Source organism: Herbidospora yilanensis (assembly GCF_001570565.1).
Lineage (GTDB): Bacteria > Actinomycetota > Actinomycetes > Streptosporangiales > Streptosporangiaceae > Herbidospora > Herbidospora yilanensis.
Window position 1 is genome coordinate 63,111 of record NZ_BBXE01000023.1, and the last position, 25,385, is coordinate 88,495.

General features: G+C 69.8%; 23 protein-coding genes. 12 read left to right on the plus strand and 11 right to left on the minus strand.

Features of this window, described 5'->3' with window-relative positions; genetic code table 11:
- Window positions 1-12 precede the first annotated feature (12 nt).
- The 3 genes from AW273_RS36345 (at window position 13) to AW273_RS17680 (ending at window position 3,117) form a co-directional block, all read left to right on the plus strand.
- Window positions 13-207: a helix-turn-helix transcriptional regulator gene (locus AW273_RS36345; RefSeq protein ID WP_083949840.1), complete on the plus strand. Its 195-nt coding sequence runs from the start codon at window positions 13-15 to the stop codon at window positions 205-207.
- Between the two features lie 16 nt (window positions 208-223).
- Complete coding sequence (locus AW273_RS17675) at window positions 224-1,693, plus strand: tyrosine-type recombinase/integrase (protein WP_062349428.1); 1,470 nt, start codon at window positions 224-226, stop codon at window positions 1,691-1,693.
- A 134-nt stretch (window positions 1,694-1,827) separates the two neighbouring features.
- A complete protein-coding gene (locus AW273_RS17680) occupies window positions 1,828-3,117 on the plus strand; it encodes a C40 family peptidase (protein ID WP_062349429.1) in 1,290 nt (429 codons plus the stop codon).
- Between the two features lie 3 nt (window positions 3,118-3,120).
- Here the strand turns inward: AW273_RS17680 and AW273_RS17685 are convergent, their stop codons facing one another.
- From AW273_RS17685 to AW273_RS17700, 4 genes are all read right to left on the minus strand, one after another.
- A complete protein-coding gene (locus AW273_RS17685; protein WP_062349430.1) occupies window positions 3,121-3,792 on the minus strand; it encodes a FadR/GntR family transcriptional regulator in 672 nt (223 codons plus the stop codon).
- A gap of 30 nt (window positions 3,793-3,822) precedes the next feature.
- A complete protein-coding gene (locus AW273_RS17690; RefSeq protein WP_062349431.1) occupies window positions 3,823-4,854 on the minus strand; it encodes an MBL fold metallo-hydrolase in 1,032 nt (343 codons plus the stop codon).
- Window positions 4,855-5,157: 303 nt separating this feature from the next.
- Complete coding sequence (locus AW273_RS17695; protein ID WP_062349432.1) at window positions 5,158-6,273, minus strand: steroid 3-ketoacyl-CoA thiolase; 1,116 nt, start codon at window positions 6,271-6,273, stop codon at window positions 5,158-5,160.
- A gap of 19 nt (window positions 6,274-6,292) precedes the next feature.
- Entirely contained in the window at window positions 6,293-6,910 is a 618-nt protein-coding gene (locus AW273_RS17700; protein WP_062349433.1) for a TetR family transcriptional regulator, read from the minus strand.
- Window positions 6,911-7,006: 96 nt separating this feature from the next.
- On the opposite strand from AW273_RS17700, the gene AW273_RS17705 reads away from it, so the two are divergent.
- The 3 genes from AW273_RS17705 (at window position 7,007) to AW273_RS17715 (ending at window position 9,886) form a co-directional block, all read left to right on the plus strand.
- Window positions 7,007-8,026 (plus strand): acyl-CoA dehydrogenase family protein, encoded by a 1,020-nt coding sequence (locus AW273_RS17705; RefSeq protein ID WP_062349434.1) that lies wholly within the window; start codon window positions 7,007-7,009, stop codon window positions 8,024-8,026.
- Entirely contained in the window at window positions 8,011-9,165 is a 1,155-nt protein-coding gene (locus AW273_RS17710; protein WP_062349435.1) for an acyl-CoA dehydrogenase family protein, read from the plus strand. Before AW273_RS17705 ends, AW273_RS17710 begins: the two co-directional genes overlap by 16 nt.
- A 343-nt stretch (window positions 9,166-9,508) precedes the next feature.
- Window positions 9,509-9,886 (plus strand): hotdog family protein, encoded by a 378-nt coding sequence (locus AW273_RS17715; RefSeq protein WP_157555883.1) that lies wholly within the window; start codon window positions 9,509-9,511, stop codon window positions 9,884-9,886.
- A gap of 10 nt (window positions 9,887-9,896) precedes the next feature.
- Here AW273_RS17715 and AW273_RS17720 read toward each other — a convergent pair whose 3' ends face one another.
- The gene (locus tag AW273_RS17720) at window positions 9,897-11,330 is read right to left on the minus strand and encodes an RNA polymerase sigma factor (RefSeq protein WP_062349437.1); all 1,434 of its coding nucleotides are present in this window, start codon (window positions 11,328-11,330) and stop codon (window positions 9,897-9,899) included.
- Window positions 11,331-11,519: 189 nt separating this feature from the next.
- Between AW273_RS17720 and AW273_RS17725 the strand changes: the two genes are divergently transcribed.
- Genes AW273_RS17725 through AW273_RS17745 form a run of 5 tightly spaced genes read left to right on the plus strand, consistent with a single transcriptional unit; the run spans window position 11,520 to window position 15,241 of the window.
- Entirely contained in the window at window positions 11,520-12,473 is a 954-nt protein-coding gene (locus AW273_RS17725) for an ABC transporter ATP-binding protein (RefSeq protein ID WP_062349438.1), read from the plus strand.
- Window positions 12,466-13,131: an ABC transporter permease gene (locus AW273_RS17730; protein WP_062349439.1), complete on the plus strand. Its 666-nt coding sequence runs from the start codon at window positions 12,466-12,468 to the stop codon at window positions 13,129-13,131. The genes AW273_RS17725 and AW273_RS17730 overlap by 8 nt, the downstream gene beginning before the upstream one ends.
- Window positions 13,128-13,790: an ABC transporter permease gene (locus AW273_RS17735; RefSeq protein WP_083949859.1), complete on the plus strand. Its 663-nt coding sequence runs from the start codon at window positions 13,128-13,130 to the stop codon at window positions 13,788-13,790. The genes AW273_RS17730 and AW273_RS17735 overlap by 4 nt, the downstream gene beginning before the upstream one ends.
- Window positions 13,791-13,820: 30 nt before the next feature.
- Complete coding sequence (locus tag AW273_RS17740) at window positions 13,821-14,741, plus strand: ABC transporter substrate-binding protein (RefSeq protein ID WP_062349441.1); 921 nt, start codon at window positions 13,821-13,823, stop codon at window positions 14,739-14,741.
- On the plus strand, window positions 14,741-15,241 hold the full coding sequence (locus AW273_RS17745; protein ID WP_062349442.1) for a flavin reductase family protein: 501 nt from the start codon (window positions 14,741-14,743) through the stop codon (window positions 15,239-15,241). Before AW273_RS17740 ends, AW273_RS17745 begins: the two co-directional genes overlap by 1 nt.
- A gap of 52 nt (window positions 15,242-15,293) precedes the next feature.
- Here the strand turns inward: AW273_RS17745 and AW273_RS17750 are convergent, their stop codons facing one another.
- Window positions 15,294-15,854, minus strand: coding sequence for a hypothetical protein (locus tag AW273_RS17750; protein ID WP_062349443.1), 561 nt, complete (start codon window positions 15,852-15,854; stop codon window positions 15,294-15,296).
- Between the two features lie 188 nt (window positions 15,855-16,042).
- On the opposite strand from AW273_RS17750, the gene AW273_RS17755 reads away from it, so the two are divergent.
- The gene (locus tag AW273_RS17755; RefSeq protein WP_232327477.1) at window positions 16,043-16,534 is read left to right on the plus strand and encodes a BP74-related protein; all 492 of its coding nucleotides are present in this window, start codon (window positions 16,043-16,045) and stop codon (window positions 16,532-16,534) included.
- Between the two features lie 86 nt (window positions 16,535-16,620).
- On the opposite strand, the gene sppA is transcribed toward AW273_RS17755, so the two are convergent.
- From sppA to treS, 5 genes are all read right to left on the minus strand, one after another.
- Window positions 16,621-18,309 carry a signal peptide peptidase SppA gene (gene sppA, locus AW273_RS17760; RefSeq protein ID WP_062349444.1) on the minus strand — a complete coding sequence of 563 codons (1,689 nt, stop codon included), beginning with the start codon at window positions 18,307-18,309 and terminating at the stop codon, window positions 16,621-16,623.
- A 68-nt stretch (window positions 18,310-18,377) separates the two neighbouring features.
- Window positions 18,378-19,976, minus strand: a complete 1,599-nt coding sequence (locus AW273_RS17765; protein ID WP_232327478.1) for a glycosyl hydrolase family 18 protein — start codon at window positions 19,974-19,976, stop codon at window positions 18,378-18,380.
- A gap of 147 nt (window positions 19,977-20,123) precedes the next feature.
- Complete coding sequence (gene glgB / locus AW273_RS17770) at window positions 20,124-22,268, minus strand: 1,4-alpha-glucan branching protein GlgB (RefSeq protein ID WP_062349446.1); 2,145 nt, start codon at window positions 22,266-22,268, stop codon at window positions 20,124-20,126.
- Window positions 22,269-22,280: 12 nt separating this feature from the next.
- Complete coding sequence (locus AW273_RS17775) at window positions 22,281-23,630, minus strand: maltokinase N-terminal cap-like domain-containing protein (protein WP_062349447.1); 1,350 nt, start codon at window positions 23,628-23,630, stop codon at window positions 22,281-22,283.
- A gap of 3 nt (window positions 23,631-23,633) precedes the next feature.
- Window positions 23,634-25,367, minus strand: a complete 1,734-nt coding sequence (treS, locus tag AW273_RS17780; RefSeq protein ID WP_062349448.1) for a maltose alpha-D-glucosyltransferase — start codon at window positions 25,365-25,367, stop codon at window positions 23,634-23,636.
- Window positions 25,368-25,385: the final 18 nt, after the last annotated feature.

Genomic DNA, 25,385 nt, shown 5'->3' on the forward strand with positions numbered 1-25,385 from the left:
GGGGGGGTGTGAATGGCCAACGATCACGCTAGTGATGACTTTCTCACCATAGCCGACTGTCGCCGCATCCTGCGGGTTCCCCGAAGCACTTTCTATCGGTGGTTGGCTTCCGGAAAGGGTCCGAAGTCCTATCGTCTGCCCAATGGAGAAAGGCGTATAAACCGCAACGACTGGGTAAAATGGCTAGAGGGACAAAAGCTCGACTAGGTGGAGGTGGTGGAAAATGGAAACGTCGCTCGACATTCAGTTCTGGAAAATCCGGAAACGTGAGGGAAGGAAAAAGCCGTATGAGCTGCGCTGGCGAGTCGGCACACAGGAACACTCCCGTTCGTTCCTGACAAAGGTCCTGGCGCAGACCCATCAGGCGAAGCTCATCGCTGCGACAAGCGTCGTGGGCGAAGCGTGGGATGTGGCCACAGGCGAACCGGTCTCGTGGGGCCGCAAGCAAGCAACCTGGTTCGACCACGCGACGGCGTTGGCGGCTCGCGAATGGGAGGGGGCGGCGGCCAACACGCGCAAGCAGTTGGCCATGTCCCTCGTCGCGATCACGCTCGCCATGGTGGAGACCTCGACCAAAGCGCGGCGGACCCGGCCTACGGAGAGGTCGCTGCGTACTGCCCTACGTGACTGGGCCTTTCGCCCGACTGCCCGTGGTGCGGACCAGCCCGAAGAGATCTCGGTGGCGCTGGAATGGCTGAGCGCGAACAGTCGGCCGGTCGCCTGCCTGGCTGAGGATGACCACCTGCGGTCGGTGCTGGCGGCGCTGGGGCGTAAGACCGATGGCGGGGCCATCAGCGCCACGTCCATGCGAGTGCGGCGGGGGATCCTGTACAGGGCTCTGGACTACGCGGTGGAACGCAAGTTGATCAACATCAACCCGTTGCCGGGTATCCGTAGTCGACGGCGCTCGTTCAACGATGACGCTGTGTCGCCGCTCGTCGTCCCGACCATGGAACAAGGCCGACGGCTGTTACGAGGGGTGAGGAGCCTGCGCAAAACCGCAGCGGGAGAGCGTGGGCGGCACCTCTACGCCTTCTTCTCGCTGATGTTCTTCGCCGGCCTCAGGCCGGGTGAGGCGACCAACCTCCGCGTGATCAACTGCCAGCTTCCGAAAACCGGCTGGGGCAAACTCACGCTCACAGGATCGAGCCCCGACGTGGGAACGCTTTGGACCGATGACGGGGCCGTTCACGACGTGCGCGGCCTGAAGCATCGGTCAAAGAAGTCCGTCCGCATCGTCCCCATCCCGCCGGAGCTGGTGGAGATCCTCCGGGAGCACCTGGCCGAATTCAGCCCTGCTCCCGACGGGAGGATCTTCTACGACGGACCCGAGTACGGTCGCATTCCGCAGCAGGCGTACGGCAACATCTGGCGTCGCGCACGTAAGGCGGCGCTGACCGCAGAGGAGTACGATTCCCGGCTCGCCCAAAGGCCCTATGACCTGCGGCACGCTCACGCGAGCACGCTCCTCATGGCCCGCGTTCCCGTCGCTGAGATCGCGCGACGGCTCGGGCACTCCATTCGCGTGTTGCTATCCACCTACGCCCACTGGGTAGATCACAGTGAGGACGTGGTGAATGCCCAGATCGAAGCGGCTCTAACTGCGGAAACTACCACCGGGGGGGCTGTGAACAGGCAAAACGTGACTGACGGGCCAACTACGGGCCAAAGGCCTGATCTACGGGTCGCATAGCGACAAAATCGCAGGTCAACCCCCTAGCCAGGGGCGAACGTTGGTTTTCCACAGAACGGCGTTCAAGGACGCGCGCTCAGCGTAACCCCCCGGACTCTTGGGTCGCCCCGTCTTTCCCGACCCAGGAGTTCCGTATGCTCACAACGCTCCTCACCGCCATCCTCTGCACCCCCCACCCGGGTGCGGAGGCCCGGCCGTGCCCGTCACCGGCCTCCTTCCGGTACGTCCACCACACGCCGACCGGGCTCTCCGACGACCCCGACGAGCTGGACGAGCTGATCGACCTGGCCGAACTCGCCGAACGCTGGGGCCACACATGGCCCCCACCGGAGTGGGGCGGCTTCGACCCGTGGGCGGCCGACGGGCCATGGGCCGAGGCATGGGACGACTTCGACGACCCCGAAGAGACCATGGGCGGCGTCTTCGGCCCGTCCGACCGGGACCTACGCCCGGGCTTCGGCGCCTGGGCCGGCGCGCTGGCGGGCGGCGTGGCTCCGGGCTGGGGCGCACGTCCACTCCAGGACGGCTGGCCCGTTCCGGACGGGCGAGCCCGACCGCTCGGGGAGAACGAGCCGGTCGGGGACAGGGGTGCGGGGTCGCCGCAAGAGGCCGGGACCGCCGCGGGGGGAGGCACGCGCCCGCTTCAGGACGGCGGTGTTATTGCGGAGGGAGGCGCGCGCCCGCGCCAAGACGGCGGTGCTGTTGTGGACGGGGGTGCGCGTCCGCTTCAAGACGGTGGGGCCGCCCTCGACGGGGGCGCGCGTCCAGGTCAGGACGGTGTCGTCACCCTCGACGGTGCTTCGCAGGAAGGCGCCGCGTCCGAAGGCGGCTCGCGGCCCGGGAGTGCCGGCGCCGACCGGAAACCGAAGTCCGATGACCGCAGGCCCCGGGGCAGGTCGGAGGAGCCGCCCGGAGTCGAGGCCGAGCCCCGGAAGAAGCGGAAGGACCGCGAGCCGCGCAAGCCCGAGGACGAGAACACCACGACCCGCGACGCCACCCCGGGAGCGGTCGCGTTGCGGGCCGCGACCAAGTGGCTCGGCATCCCCTACGTGTGGGGCGGCGGCAACGCCGAGGGCCCGAGCCGGGGCATCGGCAAGGGGGCGAACCGGGTCGGCTTCGACTGCTCGGGTCTGACCCTCGCGGCCTGGGCCAAGGCCGGGGTGACCCTCGGGCACTACACCGGCACCCAGATCAAACAGGGCAAACCCGTGCAGACCAAGGATCTGCTCCCCGGCGACCTGCTGTTCTTCGGCGCGACGAAGACCGACCCGTCCCACGTCGGTCTCTACGCCGGCGACGGCGACATGATCCACGCCCCCCGGACGGGCGACGTCGTCAAACGCGTCGAGGTCCTGGCGGCGCCGGTCTGGATGAAACGTTTCCAGGGCGCGGTGCGCCCCCAACTGCCGTCTGCGAAGACGTGAGGGCTAGAGGGCCTGTCTGAGCCACGACTCCACGTCGGCGATGTGGACCGTCGCCCACGAGTGGGCCACCTCGGGCTGGCGGGCCGCTATCGCGCCGTAGATGGCGTAGTGCTGGTCGAGGGTCTTGCTCGGGGCGTTCGACTGGGTCAGGCCGCGCCAGATGCGGGCCCTCGTCGTCGGGCCCGACAGGCTCTCGATCAGGGAGCAGAGGACGGCGTTGCCGGAGCCCTCGGCGATGCGCTGGTGGAACTCCAGGTCGTTGGCGACGAGCTGTTCGACCGTGGGGTTCTCGGGGAGGGAGTCGAGGATCTTGCGGAGTTCCTCGATGCCGGCGTCGGTCATGTTGACGGCGGCCTTGGCGGTGGCGGCGGGTTCGAGGATGCGGCGGACCTCGAAGAACTGCAGAACGGTGTCGTCGCGGTGGAAGTCGACCACGAACGAGAGGGCGTCGAGGAGGAGGCGGGGTTCGAGGCTGGTGACGTAGGTGCCGTCGCCCTGGCGCACGTCGAGCACGTTGATCAGCGCGAGCGCGCGCACCGCCTCACGCAGGGAGTTCCGGGAGAGCCCGAGCCGTTCGGCGAGGTCGGCCTCTTTGGGGAGCCGGGCTCCCGGCGCCAGCTCTCCGTTGAGGATCATGTCCTTGATCCGGTCTATCGCCGTATCGGTTACCGCCACGCCTCGCACCCACCCTCAGACATCCGATGTCTAGGAGTGTACGACGAACGTGACCGGATCACCTCCCGTGCGCCTGACCAATCCGCGCACCTCCAGTGTCCGCAGGTGCGCCGCGGCCTCGCCGGCGGCCATGCCGCGCAGCATCGGGGCCAGGTCCTCCCAGCGCCGGTTCCAGGTCATGAGCGACGCGGCGGTCCAGATCGTCAGCGGCCGGTCGGCCTCGGCCATCGAGGCCAGCAGCTTGGTCAGCTTCTCCTCGTGGTGCTCGGCGATCTCCCCGGCGCGGGCGGCGACGTCGGCGAACGTCCACTCGTGGGCGGGAAGGGCCTCCAGCGGGCCGAACGCGGCGATCTTGCCGAGGGAGGCCAGGAACTCACCGAGTGGGTCGATGTCGGTGCGATCGTAGGGATACATCCCGATATGGGGAGTGATGCCCGGCAGCACGTGGTCACCGGTGAACACCCGATCACCGTCTTCGAGATGGAGACAGATGTGGCCGGGGGAGTGCCCGGGGGTCCAGACGGTCCGCAGCCGCCGCCCCGGCAGGTCGACGAGCGCGCCGTCGGCCAGGTGCACGTCCGGGATCGCGGGGGGCGTGGGGGCGTCCATGATCGCGGCGGCGAGCTCCTCGGGCGAGGCGCCCGCCCGGCGCAGCATGTCGGCCTGCATCCGGGGCCGGTCGTCGGCGGCGGCCATGTCGTGGAACATGCGGACCATCTCGGCGTCGGCCTCGTGCATCGCGATCCACCCGCCGGAGGCCTCCCTGACCTGCCCGGCGAGCCCGGCGTGGTCGGGGTGGTAGTGCGTGACGACGACGCCGCGCACGTCGGCGAGCGCGATGCCCGCCTGGCCCAGCCCGCTTTCGAGCGCCTGGAACGCCTCGGGGTGGTTCCACCCGGCGTCGATCAGGACCGGCCCGGTGGGCGACTCGACGGCGTAGACGAGGGTGTAGCCGAGCGGATTGCCCGGTATCGGCACCGGCACACTCCACACCCCGTCACCGAGATCGGTGACCTTCTGGGCCGAGTAGGCACGCCGCGTCCGCACATCCCGCTCACTCATCCGGCCCCCATCAAGCGCTTGTTACCGCGACCATGGTCCCAAACCGACATGACCACCACGTCTCGCCCTCCCCTTCCAGGCCATCGCCCCACGTCACAGCGGAAACCCGACGGCAGGCCGCATCGGGCCTCGCCGCCGCGCGCGGACGCGACCGCCGGATTTCGCAGCGCGCAATCTGCGGCTGTTCGACGCGGGCGAGCACAAGACCCTGGCGACGCGTGCTCCCGGGCGGTGGCGCTGCGGGGGGAATCCCGAGTGCGGAGCCGTTCACCTTGGTCCCGGACGGTGAATTCCCGGAACAGGTCACGCGCGTTCGAGGATGGTCGCGGTCGCGAGGGCGCCGCCCGCGCACATGGTCACCAGCGCCGTCGACCCACCGGCCCGTTCGAGCTCGTGCAGGGCCGTGGTGATGAGCCTGCTCCCGGTCGCGCCGACCGGGTGCCCCAGGGCGATGGCGCCGCCGTTGACGTTCAAGCGGGAGAAGTCGGGTTTGTGGACCGACGCCCACGACAGGACGATGGCCGCGAAAGCCTCGTTGACCTCATAAAGGTCGACATCTGACATAACCATGCCCGCCCGGTCCAGCACCCGCGTGGTGGCGTCCACGGGGCCGTCCAGGTGGAAGTAGGGCTCCGCGCCCACCAGTGCCTGCGCGAGGATCCGTGCCCGGGGGCGCAGGCCGTGCCGGGCGGCGGCCGTCTCGCTCATCAGCAGGACCGCGGCCGCGCCGTCGGAGATCTGCGACGACGTCCCGGCGGTGTGCAGGCCGCCCTCGCCCATGACGGGCTTCAGCCGGGCCAGGCCCTCGGCCGTCGTCTCCCGCAGGCCCTGGTCCCGGGTCACCTCGGCGACCGGCACGATCTCGCGGTCGAAGCGTCCCTCGGCCCACGCTTCGGCCGCGCGCTGCTGGGATCGGGCGCCGAACGCGTCGAGGTCGGCGCGGGACAGGCCGCGCCGGGCGGCGATGCGTTCGGCGGCGGTGAACTGGTCGGGCAGGTCGATCGACCAGTCGTCGGGGCGGGGGTCGGCGGGCAGCACGTTCGAGCCGAGCGGCTGACGGCTCATCGACTCGACGCCGCACGCGATGCCGACGTCGATCACGCCGGCCTGGATCAGCGCCGCCACCACGTGCACGGCCTGCTGCGACGAACCGCACTGCGCGTCGAGCGTGGTGACGCCGGTCTGGTAGGGCAGCCCGGCGTAGAGCCACGCGTGCCGTCCGACGTGTCCGCCCTGTTCACCGGCCTGGGTGACGCAGCCGGCGAAGACCTGCTCGACGGCCATGGGGTCGATGCCCGCCTTCTCGACGAGGCCGCTCAGGGTCGCGGCGAGCAGCGCCTGCGGCTTGACCCCGGCCAGCCGGCCGTCGCGTTTCCCGATCGGCGACCGGACGGCCTCGACGATCACCGGCGTCCCCATGCCGAAACTGTAACGCGTTCTATTCCGCCCGTGAAGCCGGGAACTCGGCCAGGAGCCGGGAGGCGGCGATCTCGATGCGGCGCTGGATGTCCTCGTAGGTCCGCCGGCCGCGCAGCATCTCCAGGAGTTCCTGCACCCACACCGCGCCGAGCGAGGCCGCCAGGACACCCTGCTCCTCGGTCGCGCGGCCGTCGGACAGGCCCGCCACCCGGAGCAGCAACCCCGCCATCCGGTCGCCGAAGGGCAACTCGACGTCGGCCAGGATCAGCGCCCTGATCAGCGCGTCGGCGAGTTCGGGCTCGCGCATCAGGCCGCGCGTCGCCCGCATCAGCACGTCGACGGCCCGCCCGTCGGGGGTGGCGGCGGCGGGCGGGCGGCGGGCGATGCTCGACTCCAGCATGTCGAGTTCCTCGCCGACGACGGCGACCACGAGGTCCATCTTCGAGGGGAAGTAGCGGTAGAGGGTGCCCAGGGCCACTCCGGCGCGTTCGGCGACCGTGCGCATCTGCATCGCCTCGACCCCGCCCCGGGAGGCCAGGGCCGCGGCGGCCTGGAGGATGCGCCTGCGCCGCTGGAGCTGGCTCTTGGTGCGCAGGCCCGGAGCCGTGCCGGGCGGGAGGTCCTGGACCGCTTCCATAGCAGAACACGTTATCTGACCAGGTCCCGTACCGGATGGTTACTCACCAGTCACGGGGTTGTGGACACTTACTAGAATCCGTTCTAACTTCGGTTGGTGGATTTCGATCTCGACGAGCCGCAACGGGAGTTGCGCACCCTCGCGGCCGGGCTCCTCGACAAGGAGGCCGACCCGGAGGCCCACGAGAAGACCGGCGAACCCTACGACGCCCGCCTGTGGGCCACGATGGCCCGCGCGGGGCTGACCGGGGCCTGCCTGCCCGAGGAGTCGGGCGGCGCGGGGCTCGGGCCGATCGAGATGGCGGTGCTGCTGCGGGAGGTCGGGGCGCACGTCGCGCCCGTGCCGCTGCTGCCCGCGCTGGTCACGGGGCTGACCGTCGGTCGCCACGGTACGCCGGGCCGGCAGGCCCGGCTCGCTCCCGTCGCGGAGGGCGGCGCGCCCTACACCTACGGCGTCGGCGGGCAGGTCACCGTGGCGAACGGTCGGCTCACCGGGCGGGTGACCGGCGTCCCCTACGCCGCGCAGGCCGCGGGTGTCCTGGTGGCGGCGCGCGACGACGTGTACGTGGTCGGTCCGGAGGCGATGGGCGTACAGAAGACCCCGACCGCGACCGGGGAACCGGCCGGCGTGGTCACCCTCGACGACGCCCCGGGAGAGCTGATCGCGGGGGCGGCCCACGAGCTCCGCCTGCTGGTACGCGCCGCGGTTGCCGCCACCGCCTCCGGAGTGCTGGCCCAGGCGCTCAAGATCACCACCGACCACGTCAGGACCCGCCGCCAGTTCGGCCGCGCGCTGGCCGAGTTCCAGGCCGTCACCATGCAGATCGCGGACGTCTACGTCGCCGCCAGGGCCCTCGACGTCGCCGTCTGGTCGGGGGTGTTCCGGCTCGCGGCGGGGCTCGACGCCGACCGCGACCTGGCCGTGGCGGCGCTGCACACCGCCGACTCCGCGCTGCGGGCCCTCTACACCTGCCAGCACCTGCACGGCGGCCTCGGCCTCGACGTCACCTATCCGCTGCACCGCTACTTCGCCTGGGGCAAGCACGCCGCGCACGTCCTCGGCGGCGCCGAGGCGCAACTCGACCTGATCGGGGACCTCGAATGTTCGTCGAACTGACCGACGCGCAACGTGCGCTGCGCGACGAACTGCGCGGCTACTTCGCCACCTGCCTGACCGCCGGGCAGCGCGCCGACATCGCCGCCGACCCGTTCGGCGCCGCCTACATGGAGCACTGCCGCAGGCTCGGCCGCGACGGCATGCTCGGCATGGGCTGGCCGGAAGAGTTCGGCGGCCGGGGCTACGGCCCCCTGGAGCAGCAGATCTTCGCCAACGAGATCGCCCGCGCCGAGGTGCCCTACCCGATCATCACGTTGCAGACGGTCGGCCCCACCCTCATGCAGTACGGCACCCCCGAGCAGAAGGCGTTCTTCCTCCCGCGCATCCTGGCGGGCGAATGCCACTTCGCCATCGGCTACAGCGAACCCGGCGCGGGCACCGACCTGGCCTCGCTGACCACCACCGCCGTCCGCGACGGCGACCACTACGTCGTCAACGGCCAGAAGATCTTCACCTCGGGCGCCCACTTCGCCGACTACATCTGGCTCGCCGCCCGCACCGACCCGAGCGCCGGGAAACACCGCGGCATCACCATGATGATCGTCTCGACCGGGGACCCGGGCTACTCCTGGACCCCGATCATCACCATGGACGGCCGCCACCACACCAACAGCACCTACTACAGCGACGTCCGCGTCCCGGCCGACATGGTCGTCGGCGAGGTCGGCAAGGGCTGGGACCTGATCGTCGACCAGCTCAACCACGAACGCGTGACCCTCGGCCCGGCCGGCAACATCGCCCACACCTACGACCGCTTCAAGGCGTGGGCGCGGCGCTCGGGCGCCATCGAGGAGCCGGCGGTCAGAAGGGCGCTGGGTTCCGTGTACGCCGCCTTCCGGACCAACGAACTGCTCAACTGGCAGGTGGCCGCCAACATGGACCTCGGCTGGCTCGGCGCCCCCGACGCCTCGGCCACCAAGATCTACGGCTCCGAACGCATGCAGGACGTCGGCCGCGTCGTCGGCGAGACCCTGGCCCGCTTCGGCGACCCGGCCGACGAGGAGACCCGCGACCTGATGGAACGTGTCGACCGGGGCGTGAAGGGCGGCCTGGTGCTGACCTTCGGCGGCGGCGTCAACGAGGTCCAGCGCGAACTCATCGCCATGCTGGGCCTCCAGCTCCCCCGCGCGCCCCGCTGACACGCGGGATGGAGCGCCTCCAGGCGCAAAGAAGACATACCGCACCTCGCCGTGCCGGAGAGGATGCCGGAATTCCGCCCGCGAGTGGAAAAACCTCAACCCGGTGAATCCCGACCCCAACCGGCGGATCAACCGGCTAACCCGGACACCCGGCACGTCTGGAAGGGTTCATCTGCGGAGAGTTTCCGGGCCCAGCGGTGCGGCGGGCCCGGAAGCCTGCGACATTCCGCCCAGACCCGGTCTGCCCGGCGTGCCGTCCTCCTCCGGCGGAACCGCGCCGGCGACCGGCGTAGGGGGTTCGTGTCGCGAATCCGCCCGACGACGACAGCCCGGGAGCCGTGAGATGCGAACCCTGAACACGTCCAGGCGCGGCACCCCGTTCGCGGCCCCCTGCCGCCCCGCCCCGTGGAGCGGCCCGATGCGAATCCCGGAGATCCCGACCGGCACCCGGCTTCCCCGCCTGATCCTGTCGGCCGCCGACGTCCAGCTCACCATGCTCACGACGATGAACCTGGTCGAGAACTACGTGACCGCGTGGGCCGGCCCGGACGCCTTCGTCCGCGGCATGAACGTGAAGCTCGGCCGCCCCGCCCACACGGGCGGCACCCTCACCTTCACCGGCGTCGTGGTGAGCGCCGCGGCCGAGATCGTGACGGTCGAGGTCTGCGCCCGATCGACCGACGGAGTCCACGCGACGGGCACCGTCCGCCTGTCTTGGTGAGGCGAAGGCCTCAGACCAGCAGCGGCATCGAGAAGAAGACCGCCAGGGCGATCACCAGGCAGATCAGGAAGCCGATCAGCTCCCACGCCCAGTCGTGATGGCGTTCGGGCTTCGGCTTCGGCGCCCGCCGCCCCGAGTGGGAGCGGGCCGGCAACAGCGGGGGCAGGTCGATCGGCGCCTCGGGCAGTGAGCCCGTCTGCACGGCCCTGACCAGCGCGCCCTCCGGCTGGTCGATCGTGGTGGAGCCCTGCGGCAGGTCGTCGTCCGCGGCGAGCGGCTTGGCGAACACCAGCCGGTCGGACGGCAGCAGGTCGGGCATCGTGGTCTCGCCCGGCGTCTCGGGCTCGTCGCGCGAGACGTCCGCCGAGGTGTCGGCCGAGGGGCCGGCGGCCTCGGGGGCAGGGGCGTCGGAGGGCGGAAGCTCCGTCTCGGCGGGCTTCGGCGCGGGGTGTTCGGTCTCGGTCGTGAAGCCGTCGAACGACGACATCTTCGAGAACGCCGCCAACTGGTCTTCGACGACCGCCTCGACCGCTTCCACCGTCTCGGGTGGTGCGGGGGCGGCCTGCGGCGCGGGCATGCTCATCCGCCGCTTCGGCGGGCCGTTGCCGATGTTCTTCAGGATCGAGCCGCGCAGGCGGGGCATCGGCTCGGTCAGCGCCTCGTGACGGCGGCGGCGTTCGGCCCTCTTCGTCGGGTTGGTCAGGTCGTCGATCGGGACGACCGTCGTGTTCGTCGCCGGGTCGGTCTCGGTCGCCAGCGGCAGCGGCCACGAGGGCGCGGTGGGCCAGAGTTTACGGACCGGCAGGGAGGACTTCCGGCGGACCGGCGGGGCCTGGTCGAAAGGGAGCGCGGACTGGTGGAGCCGGCGCAGCACGTCGTGGGGCGGCTCGCGCCAGGGGAGCCGGGCCAGCACGTCTTCGAGGGGGGCGACCCCGATGGCGTCGTACACCTCTTCGACGTCGCGCGCGATGAACGGCGCGGTGCGGGCGGCGGCGACGGCGGTGGCGAGGGTCTGGCCGAACCGGTGGCGGGCGCTGGTGGCCAGCTCTTCCGCGGTGTCGGCGGCGACGTCGAGGACCAGGGCGAGTTCGGCGGCGCTGAGCCCGCAGTGGGCCGACAGCAGCAGGACCTCGCGCTGGTGCGGCCGGATGTCACGGAAGACGCGTTCGATGAGGGCGGTCGCCGGGTCGGCGATCGAGTCGACGGCGGGCATCGCGTAGCTGACGTCGCGGCGGTAGATCTCGCGCCGGGCGAGGGAGAAGAGCGCCGCGCGAGGCGGATCCGTCGGCGGGACGCCCGTGAACACGGCCACCAGGGCGTCGGCGGCCGAGGCCGTCTCACCTAGTTGGTCGTGGCAGTAGGCGAACAGCCCGGCGGCGTGACGCTCGTAGAGCTCGGCGATCAGGTCGCTCCTGGAACGCTGACCCGTGAGCGGTGTTGTCACGGCCGGTACCCCTGGTGTTGAAGTGGAGGGATCGTACGTCAATCATGCCGCCACCGAGGCTGGAGCGCACTAATTAGTGGGCTTTTGATTCATATTCTTCTGGGCAGTGACCAGTGATCATTTCGGAATGTCACAAAGCCCTCGTAGGCTGGCCCGCGGAGATCGACACCCTGTGGACAGAGGTCACCAGTGATCACTTTTGACGGCGTCACGAAACGCTACGCCGACGGGACGGTCGCGGTGGACGACCTCTCGCTGGAGGTGCCGACCGGCGCCATCACGGTTTTCGTCGGCCCTTCGGGTTGCGGCAAGACCACCTCCCTGCGGATGATCAATCGGATGATCGACCCGTCGCAGGGCCGCGTCCTCCTCGACGGCAAGGACGTCACCGCCGTCGACCCGGCGACCCTGCGCCGCGGCATCGGCTACGTCATCCAGCAGGCCGGCCTGTTCCCCCACCGCCGCATCGTCGACAACGTCGCCACGGTGCCGTTGCTGCTCGGCTGGGACAGGAAGAAGGCCCGCGACCGAGCGATGGAACTGCTCGAACGCGTCGGCCTCGACCCCAAGATGGCCCGCCGCTACCCCTTCCAGCTCTCGGGCGGCCAGCAGCAGCGTGTCGGCGTGGCCCGCGCGCTGGCCGCCGACCCGCCGGTGTTGCTGATGGACGAGCCCTTCAGCGCGGTCGACCCGATCGTGCGCGCCTCGCTCCAGGAGGAGCTGCTCCGGCTGCAGTCCGAGCTGCACAAGACGATCGTGTTCGTCACCCACGACATCGACGAGGCGGTCAAGCTCGGCGACACCGTCGCGGTGCTGCGGGTGGGCGGGAAACTGGCCCAGGTCGCCGCGCCCGCCGACCTGCTGAGCGACCCGGCCGACGACTTCGTGCGCGAGTTCCTCGGCCGCGACCGGGGCATCCGGCGGCTCGGGTTCGTGCCGGCGAAGGAACTGGCGCTCGACCCGGCGCCCGAGGGCGTGACCGCCGAAGGCCACGGGACCTTCAACCCGGCGCGCGACTCCCTGCGGGCCGCGCTCGACGCGGCGCTGCTGTCGCCCGACGGGCTGGCGGTGGCCGTCGACGACGACGGGCGGGTGCTCGGGGTGGTCGGCCAGGCCGCGCTCGTGGGGGCGGCCCGTGGATGAGCCGCTCGTCCGCTGGGACTGGATCGCCCGCAACTGGGACAACGGCGGGCCTACCTCGGTGAAGGTCCTGCTGGAGAACCACATCGTGATGGCGTTCGTGCCGGTCGTCGCGGGGCTGCTGATCGCGATCCCGCTCGGCCTCGCCTGCGCCCGCTACCGGTGGCTCTACCAGCCGACCGTCGGTGTCATGAACGTCGTCTACTCGCTGCCGTCGCTGGCCGTGTTCTCGATCCTGTTGTCGGTCACCGGCCTGACCCAGACGACCGTCATCATCCCGCTGACCCTGTTCTCCCTGGCCGTGCTCATCCCGGCCGTGGTCGACGGCATGCGGTCGGTGCCCGACCACGTGCGCCAGTCGGCCGTCGCCATGGGCTTCCGGCCCTACCGGCGGCTGGTCCACGTGGAGCTGCCCATCGCGGTGCCCGTCGTGCTGGCCGGGCTGCGGGTCGCGGCCGTGTCGAGCATCTCGCTGGTCAGCGTGGGCGCGCTCATCGGGCAGGGCGGGCTCGGCTACCTGTTCATCGACGGCTGGCAGCGGCAGTTCTACACCCCGATCGTGGTCGGCATCGTGCTGGTGGTCGCCCTGGCCCTGGTCGCCGACCTGGTCATCATCGTGGCTCAGCGCCTGCTGACGCCGTGGGCGAGGAGGCGGGCGTGAACTGGCTCATCGAGTTCTTCGGTAGCGCCGAATACTGGTCGGGCGACGACGCCATCCCGCTCCGGCTGCTCCAGCACCTCGAATACTCCTTCCTGGCCTTCGCCGTCGCCGCGCTCATCGCGATCCCGCTCGGCCTGCTCATCGGGCACACCGGCCGGGGCGCGGTCATCGTCGTCGTGTCGGCCAACGCCGCCCGCGCGCTGCCCACGCTGGGCCTGCTCGTGCTGGTCGTGCTGCTCATCGGCGTCGGCACGCTCTGGCCGGTGCTGATCCCGCTGATCGCCCTCGCGATCCCGCCGATCCTGGTCAACACCTATGAGGGCATCCGGGGCGCCGACCCCGATCTGCGCGACGCCGCATACGGGATGGGCCTGCGGGGAAGCCAGGTGCTGTTCCGGGCGTTGCTGCCTGTTGCGCTGCCGTTGATCCTGCTGGGTCTGCGCCTGTCGGCCATCACCGTGGTGGCGACGGCGACGGTGGCGGCCTACGTCGGGCTCGGGGGGCTGGGGAGATACATCATCGACGGGCTGGCGACGAAGAACTACGCCGAAGTGTTCGGGGGAGCGGTCCTGGTCGTCCTCCTCGCGCTGGCGGTGCAGACCGGGTTCACGCTGCTCAACCGGGTAATCGTCTCGCCGGGGGTGCGACAGGTCCGCTAATCTCTACCTATCCTCCCGATTTTGAAGGGAATGTACGTGAAACGAGCACTGGTCACCGCGCTCGCCGCGGTGTTCGCCCTATCCGCCTGCGGAGGAGGTGGCAGCGACCCGTTGGCGCAGGCCACCCCGTCCGCTCCCGCCACCTCGGGGGGTTCCGCCGCGGCCTCGACGGTCGTCGTCGGCTCCTTCAACTTCCCCGAGAGCGTGCTGCTCGGCTCGATCTACGCGCAGGCCCTCCAGGCCAAGGGCGTCACCGTCGAGGAGAAGCCCAACATCGGCTCCCGTGAGGTCGTCTTCGACCAGATCAAGAGCGGCGGCCTGACGGTGCTGCCCGAATACGTCGGCTCGCTGCTGGCCTTCGTCGACCCGGCCGCCACGGTCAAGTCGACCGACGACGTGGTCGCCGCGCTGAAGACCAAGCTGCCGCCGGAGGTCGAGATCCTCACCCCGGCCGCCGCGCAGGACGGCAACTCCCTCACGGTCACCAAGGCGTTCGCGGCCGAGAAGAGCCTGACGACGATCGAAGACCTGGCGAAGATCTCCAAGGACCTCGTGGTCGGCGGCCCGCCGGAGTTCAAGGATCGCCAGGAGGAGAACTTCAAGAACACCTACGGCCTGGAGTTCAAGTCGTGGGAACCCACGGCCGAGACCACCGCCGACGCCATCAAGAGCGGCACCATCCAGGTCGGCAACGTGTTCACCACCGACCCGAAGATCCTGCTCAACGACCTGGTCTCGCTCCAGGACAACAAGAACGCCTTCGCCGCCGACAACATCGCGCCGCTGGTGTTCAAGGCCGGGGCCGACGACACGGTCAAGACCACGCTCGACGCCGTCTCGGCCAAGCTCACCACCGAGGGCCTGCTCGAACTCATGAAGCAGGTCGCGGTCGACAAGGCCGACCCGCCGGTGGTCGCCAAAGACTGGCTGACCCAGAACGGTCTCCTCTGATGACGACCCCGGCGGCGGGCGCGCTGTTCGTCGAGGCGATGGCCCAGCTCGCCGCCGGGGTCGCCGTCGTCACGGTGAAAGACGACCGTGACGACGTCGGCAACACCGTCACCAGCCTGCTGTCGGTCTCGGCCACGCCGCCGACCGTGCTGATCAGCCTCGCCGACGGCGCCTACCTGACCGAACTGCTGCTGCGGCGCGACCGGTGGGCGGCGACGCTGCTCGCCGACGGCCAGCAGGCCATCGCCTCGCGCTTCGCCACCCCGGGCCGCCCCGGCGCCCGCCTGCTGCTCGCCTCGGTGGCCCACCATCGCGGCGCCCACTCCGAGGCGCTGATCGTCGAGGGCGGGGTGGCCGCCCTGGAGGCCGAGACCACGACGGTCGTCCCGGCCGGCGACCACATGTTGTTCGTCGCCCAGGTGACGGCGGTCGACTACGTCGACGCGGGCAAGCCGCCGCTCACCCGGCTGCGCGGCCGTTATCGGCCGGTCAGGAGCTAGTGCTGTGACCGTTCACCGGGTTTGACCTGGTCGTCACGAGCCAACAGCGGCTTTACGACACGGCAAGGTTCGCGGTCACCGCACTGGTTCGGATGTCGTTGGCGATGAGCTGGACGATCTTGTAGGTCTCCGGTCTCGGGTCGGGCAGGAGGGCCGCCACGTCCTCCAGAGGCCGGCCGTCGAGGTAGGCCGACACGTAGTCCGTCGTCTTCCGATCGAGTTCGGCCAGGTCGGGGGTCCACAGGGACTCGACCGCGTGGCGGGTGGCGGCGGGGCCGTCCGGGCCGGGCCAGCGGAAGCCGGTCAGATAGCGGTACTCGCCGATGTCCGGGGCGCGGTTTCGGCGTTTCTCCATCCGGCGGCGTGCGGCGTACTCCGCCATCTCGGCCAGCCAGGCCATCCGGCTGGTCTCCAGGATGTCCAGTGCGCGGACGAGGGCGGGTCCGTCCTCGTCGACCGGTCCGGCGTGGCTGACCAGGTAGTTCCAGGTCGCGGTGAAGCCGAGCGGGCAGTAGATCGTGACGGCGCGGCGGAGTGCGCCGACGCGGAGGGGGTGGCGGACGATGCTGCTCCTGGCCACGCCCGCGTGGATGCGGAAGCTCACCTTCTTCACGATGTCACGGTGGGCCTACTGTCTCGTATGACTTCTACCGGGTACGCACCAAATGGCATGGTTTGCACCATTGATCGCCTGCTGATCGTCCCGCATTGGGCCAAGTGACGTGTGAGACCGGTGAGGCGACGGGAGACCGGGAGACGGAGGGTCCGTCCACGAGACCCCTGACCTCTTGGAGCATTTCAGTGCTGAAGGCATCTTTCGTCACCCTCGCCGTCCTCGCCGGCACCCTCGTCACGGCGGCCCCCGCCGCCATGGCCGTCTCCGCCGGTACGTGCAAATCCGCGGAGAAGGCCGCGGCCTCGGTCACCCCGGCCACGTCGAAGGCCGTCGCCCCCGTCCGCTTCCAGATGGAGACGATCGACCAGCGGAAGTTCGTCATCGAGCTGACCGACCAGGCGAGGATCGACCACGCCCGGAGGATCCTCAGGGGCGAGGAGAAGAACCGCGTCCACGTCCACGGCCGCATCATGAAGCGCCCGGCCGCCTACAACCCGGGCTGGAGCTTCCACCTCGACCCGACGACGATCGGCTTCTTCGAGGTCGCCATCGAGGTCTGCGACGCCACCACCCAGTACGTCGAGGACCACCTCGACGAGGTCTGCGGCGCGTTCCTGCCCGGCTGCCACTGGTGCCCGTGGACCTCCAGGCTCGTCTCCGAGGTCACCACGTCCTAGTGCGGTGACCGGAGAGGTTCACCGGGTTTGAGCTTGATCGTCACGAGCCAACAGCGGCTTTCACGACACGGCAAAGGTTTGCGGCACTAGCGGATCACCCACTGGCCGGGCAGCACCAGCGGCCCGGCGGCCGGCAGGCCCAGTTCGGCGGCGAACGCCGCCAGCGGCCCCCACGCCTCCAGGCGGACACGCGCCATGGCGGCCGTCTTGTCTTCGCTCGACTCGGCCGGCAGCAGCCGCTCCAGCGGGTTGATCTTCGGGTAGGACCGCACCGGCGCGTCGGCCGCGAGGCCGGCCCGCTTGCGCGCCTCGGCCAGCGCGTCTTCGACCCCGCCGAGCTCGTCGACCAGCCCGTTGTCGCGGGCGTCGGCGCCGGTCCAGACGCGGCCCCTGGCCAGTGACTCGGCCTTCTCGCGGTCCATGCCGCGGCCCTGCGCGACCTTGTCGACGAAGTCGTCGTAGACGCGGTCGAGCCAGGTGTTGATACGCGCCCACTGGGTGTCGGAGAACGGCCGGGTGGCGGAGAACATGCCCGCGTTGGCGCCCTCGGCGACGATCTCGGTCGAGATGCCGAGCCGGCCGAGCAGCCCGCCGAGCACCGCCTTGCCGCCGAACACGCCGATCGAGCCGGTGAGGGTGCCGGGCTGGGCGTAGATGACGTCGGCGGCCATCGAGACGAAGTAGCCGCCCGAGGCGGCGACGTCGCCCATCGACACGATGACCGGCTTGCCCGCCCGCTTGGCCAGGATCACCTCGCGCCAGATCGAGTCGGAGGCGGTGTAGGAGCCGCCGGGGCTGTCGACCCGGAACACGATCGCCCGCACCTTGTCGTCGCGGCGGGCCGCGCGGATCGCCGCGCTGACGGTGTCGGAGCCCATCGCGCTGCCGCCGCCCAGGGGGGACCGGCCGCTGCGGCCCAGCCGGATCGCGCCGTGGCCGTGGACCAGCGCGACGACCTGCTCACCCGGGTGGGGCATCTTGGGCAGGGCGGTCTTCGCGTAGCGGGCGACGTACAGGAGGACGGACTCTTCCGGCACGTGGTCGGCGTAGACCTCGTCGCGGTATTTCAGGCCGTCGACCAGGCCGGCCGCGACGGCCTCCTGGCCGTAGAACGGGCCCTGGTCGATGAGTTCGCGCACCCGCTTGGGTTCGAGGCCGCGGCCCTCGGCGATGCCGGCCACGAGCTGCTCGGTCAGCGACTCGGCCAGCCGCCCGGTCATCTCCTTGTGGGCGTCGGTCATGTGGTCTTGGGTGAACATGTTCGCGGCGGTCTTGTATTGGTGCCGCTGGCCCACCTGGTAGTCGATGTCGAGCTTGCCGAGCGCGCCCTTGAGGAAACGCTGCTCGATCGCCACGCCGGTCAGGCCGACGTCGCCCGACGGCTGGAGGTAGACCTTCTCGAAGGCGCTGGCCAGGTAGTAGGGGACGGTGCCGTTGGCCACCTCGCCGTAGCTGTCGGCCCAGGCCACGGTGAGCTTTCCGGCGGCGCGGAAGTGGACGACCGCGTTGCGGATCTCCTGGACCATGGCGAGCCCGAGGGGATGGCCGCCGACCTTGACGATCAGGCCCTTCACCCGGGGGTCGCGGCGGGCCCGCCGCAGGCCGCCGATGACGTCGCTCAGCCGGGCCCGGCGCATCGACAACAAGGCCGACACGGGGTCGGCGGGCGGAACGTCGGTCAGACCCTCGGTCAGGTCGAGTTCCAGCATCAGCGGGGAGGTCCGGCGCTGCCGCATCTTGCCGACGGCCTCGATGATCGTCTTGGTCGCGTCCATGAAGCAACACTAAGCGAAACGGCCCCGCGCACAGGGCGCGGAGCCGTTCAGCCGTCAGAGGACGGGCACTACTTGAGACCGTTGCTCATCGCGGAGATCAGCTCGCCGTTGGCGGTGTCGCCGCTGGTCTCCCAGAAGAAGGCGCCGGCCAGGCCCTGGTTCTTGGCGTAGGTCATCTTCCCGGCGATGGTGGCGGGGGTGTCGTAGCTCCACCACTGGTTGCCGCAGTGGGCGTAGGCGGTGCCGCCGACCGTGCCGGTCGCCGGGCAGCGGGTCTTGAGGACCTTGTAGTCCTCGATGCCGGCCTCGTACGTGCCCGGCGCCGCGCCGGTGGCCGAGCCGCCGGGGGCCGACTGGGTGACGCCGGTCCAGCCGCGGCCGTAGAAGCCGATGCCGAGCAGCAGCTTGGAGCCCGGGATGCCCTTCGACTTGAGCTTCTGGATCGCCAGGTCGCCGTAGAAGCCGGCGGTCGGGATGCCGGTGTAGCTGGTGAGGGGCGAGTGCGGGGCGGTCGGGCCCTGCGCGGCGAACGCGCCGAAGTAGTCGTAGGTCATCGGCATGTAGAAGTCGACGTACTGGGCCGCGCCTCCGTAGTCGGCGGCGTCGATCTTGCCGCCGTTGGTGCCGTCGGCGGTGATCGCGGCGGTGACCAGGGCGTTGGGGCCGAACTTGGCGCGGAGGGCCTGCATGACGTTCTTGAAGGAGGAGAAGCCGCTGGCGTCACAGCTCAGGCCGCACGCGTTCGGGTACTCCCAGTCGATGTCGATGCCGTCGAAGACGTCGGCCCAGCGCGGGTCCTCGACCATGTTGTAGCAGGAGTTGGCGAACGCGGTCGGGTTCGCGGCGGCCTGGGTGAAGCCGCCGGAGTAGGTCCAGCCGCCGATGCTGAAGATGACCTTCAGGCCCGGGTACATCGCCTTGAGCTTGCGGAGCTGGTTGAAGTTGCCGCGCAGCGGCTGGTCCCACGTGTCGGCGACGCCGTCGACGGAGTTGGCCGCGGTGTAGGCCATGTCGTAGTCGGCGTAGCTGTCGGAGATCGTGCACTGGCCGTTCTGGACGTTGCCGAAGGCGTACAGGATGTGGGTCAGCTTGGCGGCCGAGCCGCTGGTGTGCAGGTTCTTCACGTAGAACTGGCGGCCGTAGACGCCCCAGTTGGTGAAGTAGCCGATGACCTTCTTGCCGCCCGGAGGAGGGGTGACCGTGGGCGTCGGCGAAGGGGAGGCCGTGGGGGAGGTCGTGGGGGAGGCCGACGGCGACGGCGACGGGTTCACCGGGCCGCCCGTGCAGGGGGCGCCGTTGAGCTTGCAGTTCTGGACCGCCGACGGGCCGCCCGGGGCGCCGATGAAGCCGAAGCTGACCGAGGTCCCGGCGGCGAGCGGGCCGGCCCAGCTCTTCTTGGTGAACGTGTAGTGGTTGCCCGACTTCACCATGTCGGCGTCCCAGGCCGAGCTGATGGTGGTGGTGGCCGGCACGTCGAACTCGACCGTCCACGTGGACAGGGCCGTGTCGCCCGCCTTCACGGTGACCTTGCCCTGGAAGCCGGTGCCCCAGTCCTGGTCGACGGCGTACGTGGCGGTGGCAGGAGTGGCGGCGGAGGCCTGGCCGAAGCCGAGCGGCACGAGCAGCGCCGCCGCGGCGATCAGCGAGCCGATGGTGATACGTCGCAAGGAACGCTCCCGGGGGGTAATTCTTAGGAAAGTTTCCTATTAATAGCCCGAGATTAGGACCATGGTCTGACGCCGGTCAACTAACCCGTAAGGGGGTTAATCTGCGCTTAAGGTTCCCATAAGAAAGGGCCCCCGGAGGGGCCCCTGTCAAGCTTCCTTGCGCAACCAGATGGTGCCGAGCGGAGGCACCCGCAGCCTGACCGAATAGGGCAGCCCGTGGTGCTCCACCTCGGCCGCCTCCACGCCGCCCAGGTTCCCGACGCCGCTGCCGGCGTACTCGTAGGCGTCGGTGTTCAGCACCTCGGTCCAGGTGCCGCCCTCGGGCAGGCCCAGGCGGTAGTCCTCGTGAGGGCCGCCGGAGAAGTTCGTCACGCACGCCAGCGCCGAGCCGTCGGTGCCGTAGCGGACGAACGAGAACACGTTGCCGGAGAAGTCGTCGGCGTCGATCCAGCGGAACCCATCGGGGCTGTCGTCCTGGGTGTAGAGCGCCGGGGTCTCCTTGTAGACGCCGTTCAGGTCGCGCACGAGCTTCCGCACACCCTGGTGGAAGTCGAAGTCGAGCACCCACCAGTCGAGCCCCTTGGACTCCGACCACTCGCCGCCCTGGCCGAACTCCCCGCCCATGAACAGCAACTGCTTGCCCGGGTGGGCCCACATGAAGGCGTAGAGGGCACGCAGGTTGGCGAAGCGCTGCCACTCGTCGCCGGGCATCTTGCCCAGCAGCGAGCCCTTCAGGTGGACGACCTCGTCGTGCGACAGCGGCAGCACGAAGTTCTCGGAGTAGGCGTACATCAGCGAGAACGTGAGCTGGTGGTGGTGGTACTGGCGGAAGATCGGCTCGTGGGCGAGGTAGGCCAGGGTGTCGTGCATCCAGCCCATGTTCCACTTGAAGCCGAAGCCCAGACCGCCCAGGTGGACCGGCCGGGAGACGCCCGGCCAGGCCGTCGACTCCTCGGCGATCGTGACGATGCCGGGGGCCTCGCGGTAGGCGACCGCGTTCATCTCCTTGAGGAACTCGATCGCGTCGAGGTTCTCGCGGCCGCCGAACTGGTTGGGCGTCCACTCGCCGTCGCGGCGGGAGTAGTCGAGGTAGAGCATCGAGGCCACCGCGTCGACCCGCAGGCCGTCGACGTGGAACTCGCGCAACCAGTAGACCGCGTTGGCCACCAGGAAGTTCTTCACCTCGCGGCGGCCGAAGTCGAACACGTAGGTGCCCCAGTCGGGGTGTTCGCCGCGGTGGGGGTCGGCGTGCTCGTACAGGGGGGTGCCGTCGAAGCGCGCCAGGGCCCACTCGTCCATCGGGAAGTGGGCGGGCACCCAGTCGACGATGACGCCGATGCCCGCCTGGTGCAGCGCGTCGACCAGGGCGCGGAACTCGTCGGGCGAGCCGAACCGGGAGGTCGGCGCGTAGTAGGAGGTCACCTGGTAACCCCACGATCCGCCGAACGGGTGCTCGGCGACCGGCATGAACTCGACGTGGGTGAACCCCATCTCCGTCACGTACGCCGTCAACTGGTCGGCCAGTTCGAGGTAGGACAACCCCGGGCGCCAGGAGCCCAGGTGCACCTCGTAGGTCGACATCGGCTCCTTGATCGCGTCGCGGGTCGCGCGGGAGGCCATCCACTCCTCGTCGTTCCAGGTGTAGGACGACTCGTCGACGACCGAGGCGGTCAGCGGCGGCACCTCGGTGCGCCGCGCCATCGGGTCGGCCTTGCCGCGCCACACCCCGTCGACGCCGAGGATCTCGAACTTGTAGCGGGTGCCGGCCCCCACGCCGGGGATGAACAACTCCCACACCCCGGCCGACCCCAGCGACCGCATCGGGTGGCCGCCGCCGTTCCAGTGGTTGAAGTCGCCGATCACCCGTACGCCCAGCGCGTTGGGCGCCCAGACCGCGAACGCGGTGCCCTGTTCGTCCTCGTGGGTCAGCACCCGCGCGCCGAGCACCTCCCACAGGCGCTCGTGGCGGCCCTCGCCGATCAGGTGCAGGTCGACCTCGCCCAGCGTCGGCCAGTGACGGTAGGGGTCGCCGGCCTCGATCGGGTCGCCGCCCTCGTACTTCACCCGCAGCCGGTAGGCGGGGACCTTGTCCAGGCCCGGCAGGAGGACTTCGAAGACGCCGAACTCGACGTGCGCCAGGGCGTGCGCCTCCCCGTCGACCAGCGCCTCGACCGTCTCCGCGAACGGCCGCAGCACCCGGATGACCACACCCTCGCCCGTCATGTGGGCACCCAGGATCGAGTGGGGGTCGTGATGGGCGCCGCCGGCGAGACGGTCCAAGTCGTTCCTCATCTATGCCAACTCTCAGTGTTTCGTGGTGAACGCCGCCAGAGGGATCGGCAGCCAGGACGGCCGGTTGCGCGCCTCGTAGACCACCTCGTAGACGGCCTTGGCGAGTTCCAGCGCGCGCATCATCACGACGTCGGCGGGGCGCAGGTCGCCGCCCGACCTCGTGTACCCGGACAGGAAGGCGGCCCGGTTGCGCACCGCCCACTCCTCGGCCCGGTCTTCCAGCGTCTCCGCGTCGGGGTGGTCGGCCAGCAGGTGGCGGGCGGCGTACTCGAAGGAGCGCAGCATGCCCGCGACGTCCCGCAATGGCGAGTGGAGCGCGCGGCGCTCGGCCAGCGGCTGCCCCGGTTCACCCTCGAAGTCGAGCACGATCCAGTCGTCGTAGGTCCGCATGACCTGGCCGAGGTGGTAGTCGCCGTGCACCCGCTGCACCAGGACCGGTTCGTCGATCGAGGCCAGCAGGTCGTAGGCCTCCCGGGCCACGTCGGCGTGGTCGGCCAGCGCCGGGATCTCCTCGACCGCCCGTTCGAGCTGGGCGAGGAACCCCTCGGCCATCGCGTGGATCTCGTCGGGGTCGAGGGAGTCGTGCCCGAAGGCCTCCCGCATCTCGCGGTGGACCTCGGCGGTGGCGACCCCGAGCCGCTCGGCCTCGGCCGCGAAGTCGCCCCCGGCGTCGCCGGCGGACACCTCGCGCGGGGTGGCGTAGAGATCGCGCACGCTGGTCAGCGCCATCGCCCAGCCCTCGCTCGCGCCCCCGAGGAACGCCTGCATGATCGCCAGGGTGGTCGCCACGCCGTCGATCGTCCCCTCGACCCAGCCGAAGGGCCGGGCCACGTGGTGGGACCCCTCGTCGGACAGCGCCCGGACGATCTCCAGCTCGGGGTTGATGCCCGGGATGACCACGCGGAACATCTTCAGGATGTACTGGTCGCCGAAGACGATCGAGGTGTTCGACTGTTCGGCGGTCATCACCAGGCTGCGCTGGGAGGTGTCGATCTCCGCCCCGGGCACCCGGTGGAAACTGAGCGGGCCGACGGTCGCGTCGCCGGCGATGCCGTGCAGCAACCGGCCCATGAGCTCGGCGTCGTGGGCGGCGTCGTACACGTCGCGTTCGCGGCCGTCCCACTCGCAGCGGCCGACGAAGACGTGCCGCAGCCTGCTGCTCAGCCCGTCGCGCAGCCCCAGCAGGAGCTGGTACCGGGTCGTGCGGTCACCCTGGACCACCTTGACGATCATGTGGACCAGGGCGGGGTCGCCGTCCACGAGCGGGACGGTGGACTCGATCGACAGACCGTCGATCGGCCGCCCCTTACCGGCGAACCATCGTTGATCGGCGATCCATCCGGTAAGGAGCTCGACAAGCACTTTCTATTCCTCCCGGGACGACGGCGGGATGGTGAACCAATAGAACCCATGCCCCGGGAGCGTCAAAAGATACGGAAGTTCGCCAATCGGGGGGAACGGGACGTTACCCGTCGCTTCGATGGGCGAAACCCCCTCGAACCGGCGCAGATCCAGCTCCACCGGCTGGGGGAACCGTGACAGGTTGTTGACGCACAACACCCGGTCGTCGCCCAGCTCCCGGACGAACGCCAGCACGCTCGGGTTCGAGGAGTTGAGCTCGGTGAAGTCGCCCAGCCCGAAGACGGGATGACGCTTGCGGATCTCGATCATCCGCTTGGTGAAGTGGAGCAGCGAACCGGAGTGCTTCTGCTGCGCCTCGACGTTGATCGCCTGGTAGCCGTAGATCGGGTCCATGATCACGGGCAGGTAGAGGCGGCCCGGGTCGCAGTCGGAGAACCCGGCGTTCCGGTCGGGCGTCCACTGCATCGGGGTGCGCACGCCGTCGCGGTCGCCCAGCCAGATGTTGTCGCCCATGCCGATCTCGTCGCCGTAGTAGAGCACCGGGGAGCCCGGCAGCGACATGAGCAGCGCGGTGAACAACTCGATCTGGTTGCGGTCGTTGTCGAGCAGCGGCGCCAGGCGGCGGCGGATGCCGACGTTGGCGCGCATGCGCGGGTCTTTGGCGTACTCGGAGTACATGTAGTCGCGCTCTTCGTCCGTCACCATTTCGAGCGTGAGCTCGTCGTGGTTGCGCAGGAAGATGCCCCACTGGCAGTTCTCCGGGATCTTCGGCGTCTGGGCCAGGATCTCGGAGATCGGGTAACGCGACTCGCGGCGCACCGCCATGAAGATGCGCGGCATCAGCGGGAAGTGGAACGCCATGTGGCACTCGTCGCCGCCGGTGACGGGGTCGCCGAAGTACTCGACCACGTCGCTCGGCCACTGGTTGGCCTCGGCCAGCAGCACCCGGTCGGGGTAGAGCCGGTCGATCTCGGCCCGGACCCGCTTCAGGTAGGCGTGGGTCTGCGGCAGGTTCTCGCAGTTGGTGCCGTCGACCTCGAACAGGTAGGGGATGGCGTCCATGCGGAAGCCGTCGATGCCCAGGTCGAGCCAGAAGCGCAGGACCTCCAGCATCGCCTCCTGCACGGCCGGGTTCTCGTAGTTGAGGTCGGGCTGGTGGTGGAAGAACCGGTGCCAGTAGTACTGCTGGCGGACCGGGTCGTAGGTCCAGTTGGACGACTCGGTGTCGATGAAGATGATCCGGGCGTCCTTGTAGAGCTCGTCGTCGTCGTTCCAGACGTAGAAGTCGCCGAACGGGCCCGTCGGGTCGTGCCGGCTGGCCTGGAACCACGGGTGCTGGTCGCTGGTGTGGTTCATGACGAGGTCGGCGATGACCCGGATGCCGCGCTTGTGCGCCTCGTCGACCAGCTTGATGAAGTCGCCCAGGTCGCCGAAGTCGGGCAGGATCTTCATGAAGTCGGCGATGTCGTAGCCGCCGTCACGCAGCGGCGACTCGTACAGCGGCAGCAACCAGAGGCAGTCGACGCCGAGCCACTCGAGGTAGTCGAGCTTGTCGATCAGTCCCCGGATGTCGCCGGTGCCGTCACCGTTGGAGTCGGCGAAACCGCGGATGAGCACCTCGTAGAAGACGGCGCGCTTGTACCAGAAGGCGTCGCGCGGCTTCTCGTGCGTGAAGGTGTTCGGAACCGGCGGATTGTGCTGGTTCTGCGGATTCGGCTGAGGTGTCGTAACGCTCACCTGTGGACTCCCCGGTTG

Bases quoted from the DNA above. Each gene is read 5' to 3' on its own strand.
- AW273_RS36345 (WP_083949840.1), top strand. From the start codon at position 13: ATGGCCAACGATCACGCTAGTGATGACTTTCTCACCATAGCCGACTGT.
- AW273_RS17675 (WP_062349428.1), top strand. From the start codon at position 224: ATGGAAACGTCGCTCGACATTCAGTTCTGGAAAATCCGGAAACGTGAG.
- AW273_RS17680 (WP_062349429.1), top strand. From the start codon at position 1,828: ATGCTCACAACGCTCCTCACCGCCATCCTCTGCACCCCCCACCCGGGT.
- AW273_RS17690 (WP_062349431.1), bottom strand. From the start codon at position 4,854: ATGAGTGAGCGGGATGTGCGGACGCGGCGTGCCTACTCGGCCCAGAAG.
- AW273_RS17695 (WP_062349432.1), bottom strand. From the start codon at position 6,273: ATGGGGACGCCGGTGATCGTCGAGGCCGTCCGGTCGCCGATCGGGAAA.
- AW273_RS17700 (WP_062349433.1), bottom strand. From the start codon at position 6,910: ATGGAAGCGGTCCAGGACCTCCCGCCCGGCACGGCTCCGGGCCTGCGC.
- AW273_RS17710 (WP_062349435.1), top strand. From the start codon at position 8,011: ATGTTCGTCGAACTGACCGACGCGCAACGTGCGCTGCGCGACGAACTG.
- AW273_RS17715 (WP_157555883.1), top strand. From the start codon at position 9,509: ATGCGAACCCTGAACACGTCCAGGCGCGGCACCCCGTTCGCGGCCCCC.
- AW273_RS17740 (WP_062349441.1), top strand. From the start codon at position 13,821: ATGTACGTGAAACGAGCACTGGTCACCGCGCTCGCCGCGGTGTTCGCC.
- AW273_RS17745 (WP_062349442.1), top strand. From the start codon at position 14,741: ATGACGACCCCGGCGGCGGGCGCGCTGTTCGTCGAGGCGATGGCCCAG.
- sppA (WP_062349444.1), bottom strand. From the start codon at position 18,309: ATGGACGCGACCAAGACGATCATCGAGGCCGTCGGCAAGATGCGGCAG.
- glgB (WP_062349446.1), bottom strand. From the start codon at position 22,268: ATGAGGAACGACTTGGACCGTCTCGCCGGCGGCGCCCATCACGACCCC.